Origin of the sequence: Streptomyces actuosus, from assembly GCF_016921115.1 — a bacterium.
Taxonomy (GTDB): Bacteria; Actinomycetota; Actinomycetes; order Streptomycetales; family Streptomycetaceae; genus Streptomyces; species Streptomyces actuosus_A.
In genome coordinates, this window is sequence record NZ_JAFFZS010000036.1 from 1 (window position 1) to 20,655 (window position 20,655).

The window sequence follows — 20,655 nt, forward strand, 5'->3', positions numbered from 1 at the left end:
TCGAGGGCACCGTCAACCAGGCCCTGGACATCACCGGGATCCGCCGGGCCCGCTACCGCGGCCTGGCCAAGGTCAGCCTCCAACACGCCTTCTCCGCCACCGCGATCAACATCATCCGGCTCGACGCCCACTGGACCGACACCCCCGCACGCCCCCGCGCCAGCCGCCTCGAACGCCTGGCCTACCGGCTCACTGCCTGACCGGCCACCAGGAATTGAGCAACGGAGTCCGCGCTCAGCACAAAGCTGCCCAGCAGGATCGGCACAGCCCCCTTCAGCCCGGCGAACGCCAGGAAGACCCGCTCCCCCGCCCGAAGGCGCAAGGGTGCGGTGAGCAGGCCCATCACCAGAGGCCTGGCCACAAACGCGAGGGCGGCCGCAAGGACCAGCCCGGCCCCCACGCGCCTTGCGAAGTGAAGCTGCCGAGCGGGGTGAGCCCCAGCACGATGAAGGCCACGACCTCCGCCAGGCTGCCCAATGCCGTGTGGAAACGTTCGATCTCCCGCTTGTATTGATCCGAAACGGTTTGGGTTCTGGGTCGTTGGTGGGGTGTGAGCAATCTGGTGGGGGACGCGCGTCATCTGTCGCCGTCGGCGCAGGAGGCCCTGCGGCTGCGGGCGGTGGCCGCCCTGGTGGCGGGGCGGGACCGTGAGGACGTGGCGGCCTTGTTCGGGGTGTCGCTGAAGGCGGTCGACATCTGGTGGGCGAAGTGGCAGGCCGGCGGCCGGGAAGCGCTGGTCATGCGCCCGCGGGGCAAGCCGGTCGGGCCGCACCAGGTGCTCGGGGAGGCCGAGCAGGCGGCCGTGCGGCAGGCAGTCCTTGATCACCGGCCCTGTGACGTGGGCTTGAGTGGGCAGTTGTGGACGCGACGGCTGGTGGGTGAGCTGATCGCGAAGCTGTACCGGGTGCGGCTGACCGAACCGGGGGTGGGCAAGTACCTCAGGCGGTGGGGGCTGTCCTTCCAGCGCCCGGACAAACGGGCCGTCGAGCAGGACCCGGAGGCCGTCCGGCGCTGGCACCAGGAGACCTGGCCGAAGATCCGCGCGAAGGTGAGGGCCGAGGGCGGTGAGATCCTCTTCGCCGACCAGGTCGGTATCCGTTCCGACCAGGTCACCGGTCGCACCTGGGGTGAGAAAGGTAAGACGCCCGTGGTGCGGCGGAGCGGGAACCGGTTCTCCGTGAACGCGATGTCGGCGATCAGCACCAAGGGCCGGATGCACTTCATGGTCTTCACCGAGAGCTTCACCGCCGAGGTGATGTGCCGCTTCCTGGACCGGCTGGCCGGCCACTTCGACCACAAGGTCCATCTCGTGGTCGACGGGCACTCCGCGCATCGCTCGAAGAAGGTCCGGGACTGGCTCGCTGCCCATCCCGACGATGTCGAGCTGCACTTCCTGCCGTCGTACTCGCCCGAGCTGAACCCTGACGAGCTGGTCAACGCCGACCTCAAGCACAGCCTGCCCCGGCAGCACCGAGCCCGGAACCAGGACGAACTCGCCACCGAGACCCAACGCTTCTTCCGCCGACGCCAGCGTCAGCCGCACGTCGTCCGCGGCTACTTCGGCGGCCCGCACGTCCGCTACGTCCTGGACGAGAACCCCATGAGTTTCTGATCAAATATCAGGACAGCATCAGAAGTTCTGTCGAGTCATGGCAGCATCGCATCAATCAGTGTGTGAAGGCCGTGAGTGACGCCGATGACGGCGTAGAGGTCGCGTTCAAGGCCGTCGTGATCGACTCCGACATCGCCGACGGCACAACGAACGGCTTCAACGGCGAGGCCGGCGGCGACATCGAGAAGTATGAGGCGGATGAAGCCAAGGACATCGCTACCCGCATCGACTCGGGTAAGGCGACGGCGGCCGACTACAAGGAACTGCAGCGGATGTTCCGTGACAACTCAGGCAACGAGGCATTCAGCCGGACCCTGCTGGACGAACTCGGCGCAGGCGGCATGCTGAGGCTCTCCAACAAGCTTGAGAGCCTGGGCCACTACGACGACAAGAAGCACGCTGGCCGGTACCGGGACCTCGAGCACGGCCTTGCGACGACCTTGGCCACTGCGACCCGCGACCCGCATTCCGCCTTCTACAAGCACTTCCGCGACGAGATGCGCAAGGCGGGGACCGCTCGATTCAAGGTCGACGGCCTCAGCCCCATCCCGGACGAGAAGGTCCGCGGCTACCAGAGCCTGGTCACGCTGATGCAGCAAGGCCACGGCTACTCCGGCCAGTTCCTCGAGGACACCGCGGACGACGTCCGGCACGCGGAGGAGTCCTACATGAGGAAGGGCAACACGGAGTCCATCTGGGCCCTCCGGGACAACTTCAGCGGCCCGAAACGTGGTTGGTTCGCCAACGATCCATACGACGGCGTCCTCGGCATCATGTCCGAAGACCCCAGGACCAGCACCCAATATCTCGACCCGGCCCACAACGACAACCTGAAATACCTGATCCACGAGAGGGACTGGGAAACCGTTGTCGACCACTACGCGACCCCACCTGGCGGTACCACGGTAGGCATGCGGGTGATGGCGGAGGACGGGGACGTCCGGGCGGGCTTCGGAGCAGCCCTTGAGGCCGCTACGACGGGAGAGAAGCCGGGTTCCTACCATCCGGTCGGACAGCACACCGAGCCCCAGGCCCGCATCTTGCAGCACACCATCAACACCCTCTTCTCGGACGGCCAGGCGCAGCAGCTGCCGAAGAACCTCTCCACGCCCTTGGCGCACGTCATGACGTCGTACACGCCTGACACACACAACGTCTACGCGGCATCGGACTCAAAGTACGACATCGACTGGGACAGCCCGGGCGAGGTCTGGGCCGACAAGGACGGGGCGCACATGGCCGTGGGCCATCAACGCCTCGCCGCCGTCATGCGCGGTATCGCCGACGACCCGCAGGCCTTCGGCCATCTCTACGGGGCTGAGCAACGGTATGCACATGACGTCCTGCAGCACATCCCTGCGGACGCCAGCGACAAGACCATTACGAACCGGATCGTCGAGTCCTCACGTGCCATGGGTGCCTACGACGGCGTCCGGTCGGATGTCATTTTCGACGAGCGGTTCCACAAGCAGCAGTGGGCCGCCGACTTCAACCATGGAATCAGCACCGCTTACAGCACAGCTCTGATGTTCAACCCCGTGGCCGATCTCTCCCCTGCGGGCGACCTCGGAGCGAAGGCCATCGACGTGTGGGCGTACGAGTCCAACAAGGAGCATGTGGCCGAAGCCAACGTCGAGGCCACTGAGAAGAACGCCAAGACCTACGATGCAGGCCTGCACGATGTGGAACACATGGTCAGGGCATGGGGCGACAGCCGCGGGCACGGCATCGACAGTGAGTGGACGAAGTCCTTCGTTCACTCGGGCCAGGACCAGTACGACTGGGGTCGCAACCACACACTCGACACCCTTCGGGCCGACCGCTGACTCCCGCAGGAATGGCACCCGGCAGAATGAGCGCGATGCAGACCAACTCCGGTAACCGATGGATCCGCGTCGGATGGACCGCGTCGGCGCTCCTTCTGGCCCTGGGAATCGTGGCCTTGGTGCTGTACGGCACCGGTGCGTTTGATTCCTGGCGGGACGCCCGGTCCCTGGACCGGGCGTGCGGCGGCGCGCTGGCGCAGAAGGGACTCGAAGCCGCGCTGGGCACCTCGGACCCTCGCGGTGAGTCGCACGATACCGAGCGCGGCCTCCTGGCTCAGTGCTCTGTGAAGACCGCTGGGTCCGGCACGGGCAAGGCACTCGACATCACGCTGCGCTGGAGCAATGAGACGCCGCCGTCCGGGAGCCTCGCTGCGTACAGCGAGGACTACAACGGCTTCAAAGGGCAGGCCGCACCGCTCGGCAACGGTTGGTCCGGGGTCGTGAGGCATGACGGCACCACCCAGATCATGGTTGCTCTCGACTGCCGGAACCAGAAGAGCAAGGCCCTTGTTGCCTATGGCGACCTGTACGGGGAGACGAACAGCGGCACGCTCGCGGGGCTCGGCCGGGTGACCGCCGAGACCGCGCAGAGGGCAGCACAGAAGCACGACTGCCAGGTGCAGGCCGGAGAGCCGCTGGTCAAGGTGTCCACCGCCAAACTCGGTGATCCGGATACCGCCGAACCGCTGAAGCAGGCGCAAGGATCCTGTGCTTCTTTGCGCGACTTGGCGCGGACGGCGGCGCAGAACGGCGTGCCGGAAGTCATGGAGTACCCTACGGACACGCACGCCCCGCAGACCAACTGCTACCTCGTGACATCACAGAAGAAGCCCGGATTCGGCTTGTACGCGTATTACGGAGCCTCCGCCAAGGACTTCCTGAGGAGTGAGGGCGACCAGCTCAAGCAAGGCACCGGCCCCATATACGGTGACAAGGACTACGCTTGGGCCACCGCCTCTTGCCCGCAGTCCACACAGCGCGCCGTGTTCGTGCTGTACCACCTCTACGACCGGGCCACTGACAGCCCCCCGATCACCCACTACTCCGCTGAGTTCGCCACATCGGCGCTGAAGGCTTTCGCCACCCACGAAGCCGAGACGCGCGGTTGCACCGATGTGCGGATGGCCTCCTAGGAATCCGACAGTCCCCGCAGGCCCCGCACAAGAGGGCGGCACCCCCGCACAGGGTGCCGCCCTCTCTTGACGTACCGGAGCCGCTGCCGATCGGTTGAGGGTCGGGTGACAGACAGCGGCTCCGGGGTTCGGTGGGCCGGGAGGCCCGGGAGGGCAGGCTGCGCAGGGCCCGGCCCTCCCGGCGCCCGAGTCGAGGTGGGGTGAGGACCACCGCGGATCGGCCGTTCCCGAAGGGGCGCGGGGAGCTGCGCGACCGGCCACGACGGAGCCGTGGACAGCCCACGGCGCATCGCGGGCCTCCCCGTGGAGCGCCTAGCGGTGGTCGCTGCCCTGCGACCGGGTCGCGGCGCGGCCGGCCTCCAGGCGGGCGACGGGGATGCGGAACGGGGAGCAGGAGACGTAGTCGAGGCCGACCTCGTGGAAGAAGTGGACGGACTCCGGGTCGCCGCCGTGCTCACCGCAGACGCCGAGCTTCAGGTCGGGGCGGGTGCGCCGGCCGGCCTCCGCCGCGGACCTCACCAGCGAGCCGACGCCGTCCCGGTCGATCGTCTCGAAGGGGGAGACGCCGAAGATGCCCTTTTCCAGGTAGGCGGTGAAGAACGACGCCTCGACGTCGTCGCGGCTGAAGCCCCATACCGTCTGGGTCAGGTCGTTGGTGCCGAAGGAGAAGAACTCGGCCGCCTCGGCGATCTGAGCGGCCGTCAGGGCGGCGCGCGGCAGCTCGATCATCGTGCCGATCGCCAGCTTCAGCCGTGTGCCGGTCGCCGCCTCGACCTCGGCGATGACCTTGTCGGCCTCGTCGCGGACGATCTCCAGCTCCTGCACGGTACCGACGAGCGGGATCATGATCTCGGCGCGCGGGTCGCCCTTGGCCGTCCTGCGCTCGGCCGCGGCCTCCGCGATCGCGCGGACCTGCATGGTGAACAGGCCCGGGATGACCAGGCCGAGCCGGACGCCCCGCAGGCCGAGCATCGGGTTCTGCTCGTGCAGCCGGTGCACCGCCTGGAGCAGGCGGAGTTCGTTCTCGTGCGGCTCCTGGCGGGACTCAGCCAGGGCGACGCGGACGGACAGCTCGGTGATGTCGGGGAGGAACTCGTGCAGCGGGGGGTCGAGGAGGCGGATGGTGACCGGGAGGCCGTCCATCGCCTCGAACAACTCGACGAAGTCCTTCTTCTGGAGCGGGAGGAGTTCCTTCAGGCTCTCCTCGCGCTCGGCCTGGGTGTCCGCCAGGATGAGGCGCTCCACGAGTTCACGCCGGTCGCCGAGGAACATGTGCTCGGTACGGCACAGGCCGATGCCCTGGGCGCCGAACCGGCGGGCCCGCAGCGCGTCCTCGGCGTTGTCCGCGTTCGCCCGGACGCGGAGCCGGCGCTTGCGGTCGGCGAAGGCCATCATCCGGTGGACCGCCTCGACGAGTTCGTCGGCGTCGTCGGCGCCCGGGTGCATGCGGCCCTCGAAGTACTCCACGACCGGGGAGGGGACCACGGGGACCTCGCCGAGGTAGACCTTGCCCGAGGAACCGTCGATGGAGATGACGTCGCCCTCTTCGACGACGTGTCCGCCCGGGACCGTCATCCGGCGGCGCTTGGTGTCGACCTCCAGGTCCTCCGCGCCGCACACGCAGGTCTTGCCCATGCCGCGGGCCACCACGGCCGCGTGCGAGGTCTTGCCGCCGCGGCTGGTGAGGATGCCCTCGGCCGCGATCATGCCGTCGAGGTCGTCGGGGTTGGTCTCGCGGCGGACCAGGATGACCTTCTCGCCGGAGCGGGACCACTTGACGGCCGTGTACGAGTCGAAGACGGCCTTGCCGACCGCGGCACCGGGCGATGCGGCGATGCCGCGCGCGACCTGGTCGACCCTCGCGTCCTCGTCGAAGCGGGGGAACATCAGCTGGGCGAGCTGGGCGCCCGTCACCCGCTGGAGGGCCTCGGCCTCGTCGATGAGGCCCTGGTCGACCAGCTGCGTGGCGATGCGGAAGGCGGCGCCGGCGGTGCGCTTGCCGACGCGCGTCTGGAGCATCCACAGCTGACCGCGCTCGATCGTGAACTCGATGTCGCAGAGGTCCTTGTAGTGGTTCTCCAGGGTCTCCATGATCTGCATCAGCTGGTCGTACGACTTCTTGTCGATCGTCTCCAGCTCCGCCAGCGGGACGGTGTTGCGGATGCCCGCGACGACGTCCTCGCCCTGGGCGTTCTGCAGGTAGTCGCCGTAGACGCCCTGGTGGCCGGAGGCGGGGTCGCGGGTGAAGGCGACACCGGTGCCGGAGTCCGGGCCCAGGTTGCCGAAGACCATCGAGCAGACGTTGACGGCCGTGCCGAGGTCGTGCGGGATGCGCTCCTGGCGGCGGTAGAGCTTGGCGCGGTCACCGTTCCAGGAGTCGAAGACGGCGCGGATGGCGAGGTCCATCTGCTCACGCGGGTTCTGCGGGAAGTCCCGGCCGGTCTCCTTCTTGACGATCTTCTTGAAGGTGGTGACCAGCTTCTTCAGGTCGGCTGCCGCCAGGTCGGTGTCGACGGTGGCCTTCTTGGCCTCCTTGGCGCTGTCGAGGGCCTCTTCGAAGAGGTCGCCGTCGACGCCGAGGACGGTCTTGCCGAACATCTGGATGAGGCGGCGGTAGGAGTCCCAGGCGAAGCGCTCGTCGCCTGCCTGGTCGGCGAGGCCCTTGACCGACTTGTCGGAGAGGCCGATGTTCAGGACGGTGTCCATCATGCCGGGCATGGAGAACTTGGCGCCGGAGCGGACCGAGACCAGGAGAGGGTTGTCGGGCTGGCCGAGCTTCTTGCCCATGCGGGTCTCCAGCGCGTCGAGGTGCGCACTCACCTCGTCACGCAGTGCCGCGGGCTCGGTGCCGCTCTCCAGGTAGACCTTGCAGGCCTCCGTGGTGATCGTGAAGCCGGGCGGGACCGGAAGGCCCAGGTTGGTCATCTCGGCGAGGTTCGCGCCCTTGCCGCCGAGGAGGTCCTTGAGGTCCTTGTTGCCCTCGGTGAAGTCGTAGACGAACTTCATGCCCTCAACGCTGCTGCCCTGCTCGGCTACCTGGAGATCTTTGTTTTCCGACACGGGTCTCGACTCCTCGAGGACGCGGTGGCTGCCCTGACGGCGAGGAACATACCCAGATCGAAGGCGCCTGGGTACGTCCACTTGTGCGTCATGTGCCTGTAACCAGGCGTCGGCCGGTAGATCGAAAGTCAAGGCTGGGCATGCCACCTGCCGATCTTGTGTTCACTTCTTGAAGGCATCAACCCCCGTAGACCCCACAAGGCGCTCACTTGAGCGGCAATCGGCACGTCTGATTTTGCTCGATGAACGATCAAAGGGTGGCACTCAGTGCCACCCCTTTCAGAAGTGCAGCCGCCCGCAAACCGCTCATCTGAGCGCGACCCCTATCAGGGGTGGCGAGAATCACGCTGCCACACCGGCCCGGATTTCACCATGCGGACGAGTACCCGGACCGAAACATCCTCTTCACAGAACCCGCGGCCAGAGGCCCGCCGACCGCCCGCCGGACGGGCCCCGCCCCCGCGGCCGCCCCCTTGGCCCGCGGGCACGAACGCGCCGGTCAGACGCCCAGCGCCCGCAGCCGCTCCTCGGCCCGCTCCGGCGCGTACAGGTACTCCACGACCATCGCCCCCGCCCCCACCAGGGCGGCCCGCTCCCCCAGCCGCGAGGTCACCACGTCCAGGTGGGCCGTCGAGCGCGGCAGCGCCCGCTGGTACAACAGCTCCCGTACCCCTGTCAGGAACGGTGTTCCGGCCAGATCCCCGGCGATCATGAGCACGCCCGGATTGAGCAGGGTCACCACCGTCGCCAGCACGTCCCCGACCCGGCGCCCGGCCTCCCGCGCGAGCCCGGTCGCCTCCGGGTGCCCGGACGCGAGCAGTTGCCGCACGTCGGAGCCGGAAGCTGCCGGGACCCCGGCCTCCACCAGCCGCCGGGCCACGGCGCCTCCGCTGGCGACCGCGGCCAGACACCCGTAGGACCCGCACCGGCACAGCGCGTCCGCGCCCTCCGGGACGCGGATGTGGCCGATGTCGCCGGCGCCGCCGTCGATGCCGCGGAAGACGGAGCCGTCGACCACGACGCCCGCGCCTATGCCGGTCGACACCTTGACCAGGACGAACGCCGAGCAACCCGGGTAGGACGTGCGCTGCTCGCCGTAGGCCATGAGGTTGGCGTCGTTGTCCACCAGGACCGGGACCGGGCCGGCGCCCGTGTGCTCGCCGAAGGCCCTGGCCAGCCGGCCCCGTATGTCGTAGCCGTCCCAGCCGGGCATGATCGGCGGCTGGACGACCCGGCCGGTCTCGCTGTCGACGGGCCCGGGGACGGCCAGGCCGATGCCGCACACCTCGCCCGCGCGGTGCCCGGCCTCGTGCAGCAGGTCGGCGAACCAGCGGCCCAGCTCACCGAGAACGGCGTCCGGACCCTGCTCGACGACCAGGGCGCCGGAGCGCTCGCCGAGGATCTCGCCGGTGAGGGTGAGGACGGCCGCGCGGGCATGCCGGGTGTCGAGGTCGGCGACGAGGACGACCGCATGCTCGTCGTCGAACTCCAGGGTGATCGAGGGGCGTCCGCCGAGCGGCGATCCGACCGGGCCGCCGGCTCCCTCGCGCAGCCAGCCCGCGCGGAAGAGCCGCTCCAGGCGCTGGCCGACCGTGGCCCGGGACAGCCCCGTCACCTGCTGGAGCGCGCCGCGGGTCGTCGCGCGTCCACTGCGGACGAGTTCGAGCAGATCGCCGGCGCTCGCCTGGCTTCCGCCTCGTCCGGTCCTGCCCGGCCGTCCGGTCATGCGCACCCCCTTGTGTTTCTCAAGCTTGCATTACATATTGGGTTTTGCGTGTTAAATAGACGTAACCCTACGGTGGCCACGGCCGAACCCGTCGGCCGGACGTCTTTCGGGGAGTCCCGAGTGGATCGCACTGCCCAGCTCACCACCCGCCGCGCCGAGCGCGACATTGCATACGATCCGCCGCCCACGGCGGATGCGCTGCACGTCAGGGCCGCACGGGTGCTCGAGGGCAACTGGACGGGCGCCTCCACGGTCCCTTCCCGCGGGCTGTACCCGCACCAGTGGTCGTGGGACTCGGCGTTCATCGCCGTCGGCCTGAGGCATCTGTCACCGTTACGGGCCCAGACGGAGCTGGAGACGCTGCTGGCCGCGCAATGGGGCGACGGACGCATCCCGCACATCGTCTTCAACCCCTCCGTCCCGCTGGACGCGTACTTCCCCAGCCCCGACTTCTGGCGCTCCTCCACCGCCGGGCGCACCGCGGGCGCCCCGCGCACCGTACAGACGTCGGGCATCGTGCAGCCACCGGTGCACGCGCTGGCGGCCTGGCTGGTGCACCGCGCCGACCCGGGGCTTTCCCGGGCGCGCGGCTTCCTGGAGCGGGTCCACCCGCGGCTGGCGGCCTGGCACCGGTACCTGCTGCACCGTCGCGACCTCGGCGGCGCCGGCCTGGCCTCCGTGGTGCACCCGTGGGAGCAGGGCATGGACAACAGCCCCTGCTGGGACGCGCCGCTCGCCCGTGTCGCCCCGGCACCCGCCCGTTCCTTCCGGCGTGCCGACCTCGACCACGGGGCCGCGCAGGACCGGCCGACGGATCTGGACTACGGGCGCTACGTACGGCTGGCCGCCGACTACCGGGACCGCCACTACGCCGACGGGAGAAGCGACTTCGCCGTCGAGGACCCCGCCTTCAACGCCCTGCTCATCGCCTCCGAGCACGCGCTCGCCCGGATCGCGCACGAACTGGGGGCGACGGGGACGGCCCGCCATGCGCGGGCGGAGAGGCTGACGGGTGCGCTCGTCGAGCGGCTGTGGGACCCGGCGGCGGGCATGTTCCTGTGCCGGGACCTGTGCGACGGGCGGCCGATCGGCGAGCGCAGCGTGTCCGGGCTGATCCCGCTGCTGCTGCCGGGGCTGCCCCGCGACATCACGACCGCGCTGGTCGGCACGCTCACCGGCCCGCACTTCGGGCTGGGCCGCTCCACCCGGCTGGTGCCCAGCTACGACCTGCTCGGCGAGGCCTTCGACCCGCACCGCTACTGGCGAGGGCCGGCCTGGTTCAACACCGCCTGGCTGGTGGAGCGGGGGCTGCGGGCGCACGGCGAGCGCGACCGGGCCGACGCCCTCGCCGAGGCGGTCCTCACCAGCGCCGCCGGCTCCGGCTTCGCCGAGTACGTCGACCCGTACACCGGCGCCGCCTGCGGGGCCACCGGCTTCAGCTGGACCGCGGCTCTCGCGCTCGACCTTCTGCACAGCACCACGCACCACGACAGCGCAGTCGACGACGATCGGACAGTCAGGGGAGGGGACCGGGGATGACGGAACGGCATCATCTGCTCGTGTACGGGGGGACGTTCGCCGCCGTGGGCGACGGCGGCGACATCAGCGGGGTACGGGGCGGCGGCCACGCCCCGGACGGACTGTTCGTACGGGACGCCCGGCATCTGAGCCGCTGGCAGCTGACCGTCGACGGCGCGGTGCCCGAGACGCTCGCGCCCGTCGCCGACGGCGACACCGCGCGCTGCGTGCTGGTCCCGCGCGGCGGCCGCAACGAACCGCCCGCCTGCACCCTCTTCCGCGAACAGGCCGTCGGGGACGCCTCGTTCGTGGAGTCGCTGCGGATCACCAGCAACCGTCCGGTGGCCACCCGGGTCCGGCTCGCCATCACCGCGGACGCCGACTTCGCCGACCAGTTCGAGCTGCGCTCCGACCACCGCACCTACGTCAAGACCGGCGCCATGCGCTCCCGTCAGGTCCTCGACCACGGGCTGGAGTTCGTCTACCGCCGCGGCGAGTGGCGGTCGTGCACGACGGTCGCGGCCGAGCCCGCCCCGGACGCCGTCGAGGAGACCGGCGCAGGCGCCCGCCGCCTGGTGTGGTCCCTGGACCTGGAGCCGCACGGCACCGCGGAGCTGACCCTGCGGGTGATGGCTCGCCCGCACGGGGAGAAGCGGGCGCTGCGGGTGCCCCGCTCCCCGGCCGCGGTGACCGAGCAACTGCTGGCGGCGGAGGGCGCGTTCGTGGAGGGCGTGGCCTTCCCGACCGGCTGGCCGGAGCTGGCCGCCGCCTGCGCGCGGGGCCTGGCCGACCTCGCCGCGCTGCAGGTCCCGGCGACCGGACCGGACGGGGAGGAGCTGCGGGTCCCGGCGGCCGGCGCTCCCTGGTTCCTGACCCTGCTGGGCCGCGACGCGCTGCTCACCTCCCTGTTCGCCCTCCCCTACCGACCCCAACTGGCCGCCGCGACGCTGCCCGCGCTCGCCGCGACACAGGCGACCGAGGCGGGTTCGGCGTCGGTGGCGCAGCCGGGCAAGATCGTGCACGAGGTGCGGCACGGCGAGCTGGCGCACTTCGGGCAGGTGCCGTTCGGCCGCTACTACGGCTCCGTCGACGCCACTCCGCTCTTCCTCGTGCTGCTCGGGGCGTACGTCGAGCGGACCGGCGACGCGGCCACGGCCCGCCGGCTGGAGCAGCACGCGCGGGCCGCGATCGGCTGGATGCTCGACCACGGCGGTCTCACCTCCCGCGGCTACCTGGTGTACCGGGCGGACCGCGGCGGCCTCGCCAACCAGAACTGGAAGGACTCCCCGGGCGCGATCTGCTCGGCCGACGGCACCCGGCCCACGGGGCCGGTGATGGCCGCGGGCGCCCAGGGCTACGCCTACGACGCACTGCGCCGCACGGCGTGGCTGGCGCGCACGGTGTGGGAGGACGAGGTGTACGCCGCCCTGCTCGAACAGGCGGCCGGTGATCTGCGGGACCGCTTCCAACGGGACTTCTGGATGCCGGAGCGCTCCTTCCCGGCGCTGGCGCTGGACGGCGACGGCCGCCCGGTCGACGCGCTGGCCTCGGACGCCGGGCATCTGCTGTGGTCGGGGCTGCTGGACAAGGAGTACGGCGAGATGGTGGGCCGGCGGCTGCTGGAGCCGGACTTCTTCTCCGGCTGGGGGGTGCGCACGCTGGCCGCGGGCCAGGAGGCGTACCACCCGCTGTCGTACCACCGGGGTTCGGTGTGGCCGCACGACAACGCGCTGATCACCCTGGGCCTGGCCCGCTACGGCCTGCACGACGAGGCCCGCACGGTCGCCCACGCCCTGGTCGACGCGGCGACGGCGGCCGGCCACCGGCTGCCGGAGGTGCTCGCCGGGTACGGACGGGACACGCACGCGGAGCCGGTGCCGTACCCCCACGCGTGCGTGCGGGAGTCGAGGTCGGCGGCGGCGCCACTGGCCCTGCTCACCGCGGTGGGCGGGGCGTAGGAGGGCGGCGGCCCGGACACGGACGCCGGGCGCCCGGACGGCGGGGCAGGGGGATGCGGCGTCCGGGCGTCCGGTCCGCAGGACGGGCGCGGGTGGGGCACCGTGACGGGCGCCGTGCGGGCGCGTTGCGGCGGACGGCGGAAGGGCTCGGCGGCCATCGTCGGACGGGTGTGCCGGGCGCCCTGCGGGCGTGATGCCGCGGTGGCCCGGCCGGCCGGTTGGCGCGGGGTTTGCCGCCTGTTTGCCGGACGCTGGGTGAACTGGCTGAACGCGGACTCCGGCCACCCCGTACGGGAGGGCGGCGGGCACCGCCTCCCCCAGCGTGGGCCCGCCACTCCGCCATGCCGCGCACGGAAGGACCCCGGGGTGCCCCAGGACACGAGCACACGCCAGGCAACGGAACCGGCCGAGACAGACAACGCCGACGCGGAGGTGCCGGCCGCGACGCGCGAGGACGCCGCCGGGGCACCCCGCACACCGACCGTCCCGTCACCCGGGGGCGAGGCCCGGCAGCCCGGGACCCGGGCAAAGGCGGCCCCGCCCCCGGACGACGCCGCCGCGTCACCCGAGGCCGTGGTGTCGTCCGACGCCACCACGGCCCACGACGCCGTCCCGGCTCCCGGCGCCGGGAGCGCCGTGCCCGCGGAGAACGCCGTCCCGGCTCCCGCCACGGACACCGCCCCGCCCTCCGAGGCCGACGGCCCGGCCCCCTCGGGTCCTCCGCTGGCCCTGGCCGCCTTCCGTGCCGTCACCCGGCCCGCCCGCCGCGCGCGCCGGGCCGTTCGGCGCTGGAGGTCCGGGCATCCCGTCCCCGCCCGGGTGCTGTCGCTGGCCGTCACCGTGCTGGCGTTCGCGCTCGTCCTCACCGGGCTGCTGATGCCGAACCGGAGCGAGCAGTTCGCGCCGGCGGCGTTCGCCCGGATCCCGGTGGAGGGACTGCTCGCGGCGGCCGTGCTGCTCGTGCTGCCGCGCAGGCCGCGGGCCGTGGCGGCGGCGCTCGCGGGGCTGGTGCTGGGTGTGGTGACGGTGCTGGACCTGCTGGACATGGGGTTCAACTCGTATCTGGGCCGCGGGTTCAACGTGATCCTGGACTGGCCGCTGCTGGGCGACGCCGAGTCCTACGTCGCCGACACGATCGGCGGCACGTCGGCCCGGCTCGCCACCGTCGCACTGGTCGTGCTCGTCGGCGTGCTGCTCGCGCTGATGGCACTGGCGGTCGTCCGCATCGGCGGCCTGATCGGCCGTCACCCGACGCGCTCGACACGCGTGCTGCTGCTGTGCAGCACGGTGTGGATGACCTGCTCGGCACTGGACGTGCAGATCTCCGGTGTCCCGGTCGCCTCCGATCACACCGTGGAGATGGTCCGCTCCCGCGAACAGGCGGTGCGCGCGACGATCCGCGACGAGCGGGCGTTCGCGAAGGAGGCCAAGGCCGACGTCTTCGGGGCCACCCCGCCCGAGCAGCTCGTGCCGGACCTGCGCGGCAAGGACATGATCTTCACGTTCATCGAGAGCTACGGCCGCAGCGCCATCGAGGACCCGGTGACGGCTCCGGGCGTCGACAGCACTCTCGATGCGAACACGCAGGCCCTGGCGGAGGCGGGCTTCCACGCCAAGAGCGGCTGGCTGACGTCGGCGACGTACGGCGGCAACAGCTGGCTGGGGCACTCGACGTTCCTGTCGGGTCTGTGGATCGACAACCAGAGCCGCTACCGCACCGTCACCGCGGGCGACCACCTGTCCCTGACGAAGGTGTTCGAGAAGACCGGCGCGTGGGACACCGTCGGCGTGATGCCGGGCGTGCAGAAGGGCTGGCCGGAGCAGAAGTTCTACGGCCTGCAGAAGGTGTACGACGCTTTCCACCTGGGCTACCGCGGCCCGAAGTTCAGCTGGTCGACGATGCCGGACCAGTACGCGCTGGAGCGGTTCCAGCAGGTGGAGCACGGGCGCAAGCGCGACAAGCCGCTGATGTCGGAGCTCATCCTGACCTCCAGCCATCAGCCGTGGGCGCCGATCCCGAAGCTGGTCGGCTGGGACGAGCTCGGCGACGGCCGGATCTTCGGCCCGATGGCGAAGGCGGGCAACGACCCCAAGGACATCATCACCGACTCGCAGCGCTCCAAGGAGGAGTACGGCAAGTCGATCGAGTACTCGGTGACCAGCCTGGTGCAGTGGCTCCAGCGCTACGGCACCGACGACACCGTGCTGGTCTTCCTGGGCGACCACCAGCCGATCGCGCGGGTCAGCGGCAACCACGCCAGCCGGGACGTACCGGTGTCGATCGTCGCCAAGGACCCGAAGGTGCTGGAGAAGATCGCCGGGTGGAACTGGACGGACGGTCTGCGTCCGGCCCACGACGCCCCGGTGTGGAAGATGAACGCCTTCCGCGACCGCTTCCTGACGGCGTACGGCTCCGTGCCGCACCCGTCCGGGAGCTGATCAGCCCCCCGAGGTGTCCAGCTCCGCGTCCTCCGTGACGCCCGCGCAGTCGTAGGGGTCCTTCAGCCAGCCGTCCGGCAGCACCACCCGGTTGTTGCCGGACGTCCGGCCGCGGGGCCCGTCGGCGCCGGTCGGCCAGGGCTGGTCGAGGTCGAGTTCGTCCAGGCCGGCCCGCAGCTCCTGGAGGCCGGAGGTGATCGCGAGCCGCTTGCGCATCTCGGAGCCGACGGCGAAGCCCTTGAGGTACCAGGCGACGTGCTTGCGGAAGTCGATGACGCCGCGGGACTCGTCGCCGATCCACTCGCCGAGCAGCGTGGCGTGCCGGACCATGACGTCGGCGACCTCGCGCAGGGTGGGCCGCGCGTACTCCCCGGTGCGGCCCTCGAAGGCGGCGACCAGGTCCGCGAACAGCCACGGCCGGCCCAGGCAGCCGCGGCCGACGACGACACCGTCGCAGCCGGTCTCGCGGACCATCCGGAGCGCGTCGTCGGCCGACCAGATGTCGCCGTTGCCGAGCACCGGGATCTCCGGCACGTGCTCCTTCAGCCGGGCGATGGCGTCCCAGTCGGCGGTGCCGCCGTAGTGCTGGGCGGTGGTGCGGCCGTGCAGGGCGACGGCGGTGACGCCCTCCTCGACGGCGATGCGGCCGGCGTCGAGGTAGGTGAGGTGGTCGTCGTCGATGCCCTTGCGCATCTTCATCGTCACCGGCAGGTCGCCGGCCCCGCCGACGGCCTCGCGCAGGATGGCCCGCAGCAGGTTGCGCTTGTACGGCAGGGCCGAGCCGCCGCCCTTGCGGGTCACCTTCGGCACCGGGCAGCCGAAGTTCAGGTCGATGTGGTCGGCGAGGTCCTCCTCGACGATCATGCGGACGGCCTTGCCGACGGTGGCCGGGTCGACGCCGTAGAGCTGGATCGAGCGCGGCTGCTCGGTGGCGTCGAACCTGATCAGCTGCATGGTCTTGTCGTTGCGTTCGACCAGGGCCCTGGTGGTGATCATCTCGCTGACGAAGAGGCCCTTGCCGCCGCCCGCGACGCGCCGCGACGCGCCTTTGCCGAATGATCCGCCTTCGGTGAATTCCCGGCACAGGGTACGGAAGGGCGCGTTGGTGATCCCCGCCATCGGCGCGAGCACGACGGGGGGCCGGACGGAGTGGGGGCCGATCTTCAGGGGCGAGGCGGTCGCGGGCATCCCCCCATTCTGGCCCATCGGCTCCGCAGCGCACGACCAGACCCGTGCATAACTCATTAGTTAGTCGCACTATTGAAAGCGTAGGATGGGCCCATGCCCGAGCCGAGCCCTCGCCGACGTCTGCTCGTGCTCGCGGTCTGCTGCACGAGCCTGCTGATCGTGAGCCTGGACGTCACCGCCCTGAACGTCGCCCTGCCGTCCGTCCAGCGCGAACTGCACGCCACGACGGCGGGGCTCCAGTGGACCGTCGACGCCTACACCCTGGTACTGGCCTCGCTGCTGATGCTCGCGGGATCCACCGCCGACCGCGTCGGCCGCAAGCGCGTCTTCATGGCCGGCCTGGTCGTGTTCACGGCCGGATCCCTGCTGTGCTCGCTGGCGCCGGACCTCTCGTCGCCGGTCGCCTTCCGGATGGTGCAGGCCGTCGGCGGCTCCATGCTGAACCCGGTCGCCATGTCGATCATCACCAACACCTTCACCGACCCGCGCGAACGCGCCCGCGCGATCGGCGTGTGGGGCGCCGTCGTCGGCCTCTCGATGGCGGCGGGCCCGCTGGTCGGCGGCCTGCTGGTGGAGAACGTCGGCTGGCGGTCGATCTTCTGGGTCAACCTGCCCGTCGGCCTCACCGCCCTTCTGCTCACCGCCGCCCTCGTCCCCGAGTCCCGGGCCCCCCGAGCCCGCAGGCCCGACCCGGTCGGCCAGGTGCTCGTCGTCGTCCTGTTCGGCACCCTGACGTACGCGATCATCCAGGCCCCGGAGTCCGGTGCCGTCGCGGTCCTGCCCTACGCGGCGCTCGCGGCGGCCGCGCTGCTCGGCCTGCTGCGGTACGAGCCCCGCCGCGCCGAGCCCCTCGTCGACCTGCGTTTCTTCCGCTCCGCGCCGTTCAGCGGGGCCACGGTCATCGCGGTCGGGGCGTTCGCGGCACTGGGCGGTTTCCTGTTCCTGTCCACGCTGTACCTGCAGAACGTGCGCGGCCTGAACGCCCTGCACGCGGCCCTGTGGATGCTGCCGATGGCCGTGCCGACGTTCCTGTGCGCCCCGCTGTCGGGGCGGCTCGTCGGCAGCCGGGGGCCGCGGCTGCCGCTGCTGGTCGCCGGGTCCGCGATGACCGCCAGTGCCGTGCTGTTCGCGGCGTTCGAGGCGGAGACGTCGAACGTCACCCTGTTCGCCGGCTACGTGCTGTTCGGCATCGGCTTCGGCTTCGTCAACGCGCCGATCACCAACACGGCGGTGTCGGGTATGCCCCGCACGCAGGCGGGTGTGGCGGCGGCCATCGCCTCCACGAGCCGTCAGCTGGGGCAGACGCTCGGCGTCGCGGTGGTCGGGGCGGTACTGGCGGCCGGCGTCGGCGCCTCGTCGTACCGGGACGCGTTCGTCTCGGCCGCCCGGCCCGGCTGGTGGGTGCTGGCCGGGTGCGGGCTCGTCGTGCTCGGCCTCGGGGCGTCGACCACCGGGCGGTGGGCCCGCCGGACCGCCGAGCGCGCGGCGGCGCGGCTGGACCCGGCGCGGGTGCCGCGGACGGCGGAGGCCGCGGACCGGGCCTGAGACGCCCTTCCGGGACACGGCCGCGCCGCTCGCGCGCGTCCGGCGGGGCGACCGGACCGGGTGTGCCGCCCCGCTCCCGGCGGGGCGGCACCGTCACGCCGCGTCGCGGTCCCCGGCGCCGGCCTCGCGCTCCAGCGCGATCGCGTGCAGCCTCTCCAGCCTGCGCCGTGACTCCTCGTCCGCGGGGACGTAGGTCACCATCCGCGCGCCCAGCTCGGGGTTGAGCCACAGGTCGGTGTGCTCGACGGTGATGCGCCCGACGTAGCGGTTGCGGAACTCCTTGAGCCGGGTGCGGTGGACGGCGATCTCGTGTCGGTCCCAGTACGCGCGGAAGTCGGGGGACTGCTCGCGCAGCCGCTTCAACAGCATCTTCCAGCCCGGTTCGCCGAGATGGCCCGCCATCGCGACACGGAAGCGGGCGGCCATCAGCCGCTGGGCCTCCTCCAGGTGCACCAGCGAGGAGCGCCAGTCGTCGTTGGTGTAGGAGAGGATCAGGCAGTTGCGGTCCTCCGGCGGCACCTCGTCCAGGTCGCACAGCAGCAGGCTGAAGGTGCGGTTGTAGGCGACGATGTCGTACCGGCTGTTCTGGACGGAGGCCGGCAGCGGCTCCAGTTGCTCCAGCACCGCGCGTACCGCCGGCGTCACCGACGGGCAGCTGTGTGCCGGGGTGGGGTCGACCGCCCCGGCCAGCTGGAAGAGGTGGGCGCGTTCACCGCCGTCGAGCATCAGGGCGCGGGCCAGGGCGTCCAGGACCTGGACCGAGACCTGGATGTCCCGGGCCTGTTCGAGCCAGGTGTACCAGGTGACGCCGACCGCGGAGAGCTGGGCGACCTCCTCGCGCCGCAGCCCGGGCGTGCGGCGGCGGCGCCCCCGAGGCAGACCGACCTGCTCGGGGGCGATCCGTTCACGGCGGCTGCGCAGGAAGGCGGCCAGCTCGTGACGGCGGATCTCGGTGCTGTGGGACGCCGTGCCGGCGGGCTGCGTCTCCTGGGCCAGGATCGTCATGTCTCCAGGGTGCCGCCCCCCGCATCCTGTTGCCAGGTACTGCTTGTACCAGGACAAGGACACTCTGGTACCCCCCTCGCCGGCGGAGCAGGCTCGGAGCCGTGACCGAAACTGCCACTTCACATGTCGTCCGCCCGCACCCGTCGCCCCCGCAACTGGGCGGCCCCGGACTGTTCACCGTGCTGCTCGGCGCGGCGCTCCCCCTCGTGGACTTCTTCATCGTCAATGTCGCCCTGCCCACCATCGGCCGGGACCTGGGGACCGGCGAGAGCGTCCTGGAACTCGTCGTCGCCGGGTACGGCGTCGCCTACGCCGTCCTGCTCGTCCTCGGCGGGCGCCTCGGCGACCTGTTCGGGCGGCGCCGGTTCTTCCTCGGCGGCATGGCCGCCTTCGGCCTGGCCTCGCTGGCCTGCGGGCTCGCCCCGAACGCCTGGGGCCTGGTGGCGGCGCGCGTCGCGCAGGGCGCCACGGCCGCCGCGATGCTGCCCCAGGTCCTCGCCACCATCCAGGCGGCGACGTCCGGGCAGCGCCGCGCCCGGGCCATGGGCCTGTACGGCGCGACGGCCGGCCTGTCCATGGTGGCGGGCCAGATCCTGGGCGGGCTGCTGGTCGCCGCCGACCTGTGGGGCACCGGCTGGCGGCTGGCGTTCCTGATCAACGTGCCGGTCGTGCTGCTCGGGCTGGTGCTCGCCGCCCGGACCGTTCCGGAGACCCGCTCGCAGGCGCCGGAGCCGGTCGACGGCCCCGGCACCGTGCTGCTGGCCGTGGCCCTGCTGGTCCTGCTGGCCCCGCTCACCGAGGGGCGGGCAGCGGGCTGGCCGCTGTGGACGTGGCTGTCGCTGGCCGCGTTCCCCCTGGCGGCGGGCGCGTTCTTCGCGGTGGAGCGCCGGGCCGACCGCGCCGGACGGACCCCGCTCGTGCCGCCGAGCCTGCTGACGCTGCTGACGCTGCGCCGCGGACTGGTGATGATCCTGCCGTTCTCGATCGGCTTCAGCGGCTTCATGTTCGTGATGGCCGTCGCGCTCCAGCGGGGCGCGGGCCTCGGCCCGGTCCGGGCCGGTCTCGCCCTCGCGCCCCTCGCCGTCGCGTTCTTCCTCGTCTCCCTGGCCGGGCCCCGCCTGGTCGCTCGCCACGGAACCCGGGTGATCACCGCGGGCGCGGTGCTGCAGGGCGCCGGCCTGGTCCTGATCGCGCTGGCCGCCCGGTGGTCCTGGCCGGACCTGGGGGTCGTCGCGCTACTGCCCGGCGGCGCCGTGGCGGGCGCCGGCCAGGCGCTCCAACTGCCCGTCCTGTACCGGGTCGTCCTGTCGGAGGTGCCGCCCGCCCGGGCCGGCGTCGGCAGCGGCGTGATGAGCACCACACAGCAGGCCGCGCTCGCTCTGGGCGTGGCGACCGTCGGCACCCTCTTCCTCTCCCTGACCCCGCACATCGGGATGCGGGACGCCCTGCTGACGGCCCTCTGCGTCCAACTGGCCGGGGTCGTCCTGACGGGTCTGCTCAGCCTGCGGCTGCCGCGCGCGGTCGGCTGACACGGGGCGCGGCCCGAACGGCGCCCGGGCGAACCGGGTCCGCCGGCGGTGGACTTGCTGCACACTCCTTGCTGCGCACGAGGACAGTTCCGCACACCGACGGCCGCGGGAGGCGT

At 71.6% G+C, this 20,655-nt stretch carries 13 protein-coding genes; 9 read left to right on the forward strand and 4 right to left on the reverse strand.

Features of this window, described 5'->3' with window-relative positions:
* From JS756_RS29845 to JS756_RS29860, 4 genes are all read left to right on the forward strand, one after another.
* On the forward strand, positions 1 to 200 hold a 200-nt coding region (locus tag JS756_RS29845; protein WP_205386372.1), incomplete at its 5' end, for a transposase.
* Positions 201 to 550: 350 nt separating this feature from the next.
* Positions 551 to 1,612 (forward strand): IS630 family transposase, encoded by a 1,062-nt coding sequence (locus JS756_RS29850; protein ID WP_205386373.1) that lies wholly within the window; start codon positions 551 to 553, stop codon positions 1,610 to 1,612.
* A 71-nt stretch (positions 1,613 to 1,683) separates the two neighbouring features.
* Positions 1,684 to 3,438: a DUF6571 family protein gene (locus JS756_RS29855; RefSeq protein ID WP_205386374.1), complete on the forward strand. Its 1,755-nt coding sequence runs from the start codon at positions 1,684 to 1,686 to the stop codon at positions 3,436 to 3,438.
* 35 nt (positions 3,439 to 3,473) lie between these two features.
* On the forward strand, positions 3,474 to 4,571 hold the full coding sequence (locus tag JS756_RS29860) for a hypothetical protein (RefSeq protein WP_205386375.1): 1,098 nt from the start codon (positions 3,474 to 3,476) through the stop codon (positions 4,569 to 4,571).
* 312 nt (positions 4,572 to 4,883) lie between these two features.
* Here JS756_RS29860 and ppdK read toward each other — a convergent pair whose 3' ends face one another.
* Together ppdK and JS756_RS29870 are read right to left on the reverse strand one after the other, a co-directional pair.
* On the reverse strand, positions 4,884 to 7,631 hold the full coding sequence (gene ppdK / locus JS756_RS29865; protein ID WP_438817354.1) for a pyruvate, phosphate dikinase: 2,748 nt from the start codon (positions 7,629 to 7,631) through the stop codon (positions 4,884 to 4,886).
* A 499-nt stretch (positions 7,632 to 8,130) separates the two neighbouring features.
* Positions 8,131 to 9,357, reverse strand: coding sequence for an ROK family protein (locus tag JS756_RS29870; RefSeq protein ID WP_205386376.1), 1,227 nt, complete (start codon positions 9,355 to 9,357; stop codon positions 8,131 to 8,133).
* Positions 9,358 to 9,477: 120 nt separating this feature from the next.
* Here JS756_RS29870 and JS756_RS29875 point away from each other — a divergent pair, with 120 nt between their 5' ends.
* The 3 genes from JS756_RS29875 (at position 9,478) to JS756_RS29885 (ending at position 15,272) form a co-directional block, all read left to right on the forward strand.
* Positions 9,478 to 10,896, forward strand: a complete 1,419-nt coding sequence (locus tag JS756_RS29875) for an MGH1-like glycoside hydrolase domain-containing protein (protein ID WP_205386377.1) — start codon at positions 9,478 to 9,480, stop codon at positions 10,894 to 10,896.
* Positions 10,893 to 12,833, forward strand: coding sequence for an amylo-alpha-1,6-glucosidase (locus JS756_RS29880; RefSeq protein ID WP_205386378.1), 1,941 nt, complete (start codon positions 10,893 to 10,895; stop codon positions 12,831 to 12,833). The genes JS756_RS29875 and JS756_RS29880 overlap by 4 nt, the downstream gene beginning before the upstream one ends.
* 366 nt (positions 12,834 to 13,199) lie before the next feature.
* Complete coding sequence (locus tag JS756_RS29885) at positions 13,200 to 15,272, forward strand: alkaline phosphatase family protein (protein ID WP_438817355.1); 2,073 nt, start codon at positions 13,200 to 13,202, stop codon at positions 15,270 to 15,272.
* Here JS756_RS29885 and dusB read toward each other — a convergent pair whose 3' ends face one another.
* Positions 15,273 to 16,460 carry a tRNA dihydrouridine synthase DusB gene (gene dusB / locus JS756_RS29890; protein ID WP_205386379.1) on the reverse strand — a complete coding sequence of 396 codons (1,188 nt, stop codon included), beginning with the start codon at positions 16,458 to 16,460 and terminating at the stop codon, positions 15,273 to 15,275.
* Between the two features lie 93 nt (positions 16,461 to 16,553).
* Here dusB and JS756_RS29895 point away from each other — a divergent pair, with 93 nt between their 5' ends.
* On the forward strand, positions 16,554 to 18,005 hold the full coding sequence (locus JS756_RS29895; RefSeq protein WP_205386380.1) for an MFS transporter: 1,452 nt from the start codon (positions 16,554 to 16,556) through the stop codon (positions 18,003 to 18,005).
* A gap of 93 nt (positions 18,006 to 18,098) precedes the next feature.
* Here JS756_RS29895 and JS756_RS29900 read toward each other — a convergent pair whose 3' ends face one another.
* A complete protein-coding gene (locus JS756_RS29900; RefSeq protein WP_205386381.1) occupies positions 18,099 to 19,010 on the reverse strand; it encodes a helix-turn-helix transcriptional regulator in 912 nt (303 codons plus the stop codon).
* A 101-nt stretch (positions 19,011 to 19,111) separates the two neighbouring features.
* Here JS756_RS29900 and JS756_RS29905 point away from each other — a divergent pair, with 101 nt between their 5' ends.
* On the forward strand, positions 19,112 to 20,539 hold the full coding sequence (locus JS756_RS29905; RefSeq protein WP_205386382.1) for an MFS transporter: 1,428 nt from the start codon (positions 19,112 to 19,114) through the stop codon (positions 20,537 to 20,539).
* Positions 20,540 to 20,655 lie beyond the last annotated feature (116 nt).

Excerpts from the sequence above, each read along its gene's own strand:
- JS756_RS29895 (WP_205386380.1), top strand. The coding sequence starts at position 16,554 with ATGCCCGAGCCGAGCCCTCGCCGACGTCTGCTCGTGCTCGCGGTCTGC.
- JS756_RS29870 (WP_205386376.1), bottom strand. The coding sequence starts at position 9,357 with ATGACCGGACGGCCGGGCAGGACCGGACGAGGCGGAAGCCAGGCGAGC.
- JS756_RS29900 (WP_205386381.1), bottom strand. The coding sequence starts at position 19,010 with ATGACGATCCTGGCCCAGGAGACGCAGCCCGCCGGCACGGCGTCCCAC.
- JS756_RS29880 (WP_205386378.1), top strand. The coding sequence starts at position 10,893 with ATGACGGAACGGCATCATCTGCTCGTGTACGGGGGGACGTTCGCCGCC.
- dusB (WP_205386379.1), bottom strand. The coding sequence starts at position 16,460 with ATGCCCGCGACCGCCTCGCCCCTGAAGATCGGCCCCCACTCCGTCCGG.
- JS756_RS29860 (WP_205386375.1), top strand. The coding sequence starts at position 3,474 with ATGCAGACCAACTCCGGTAACCGATGGATCCGCGTCGGATGGACCGCG.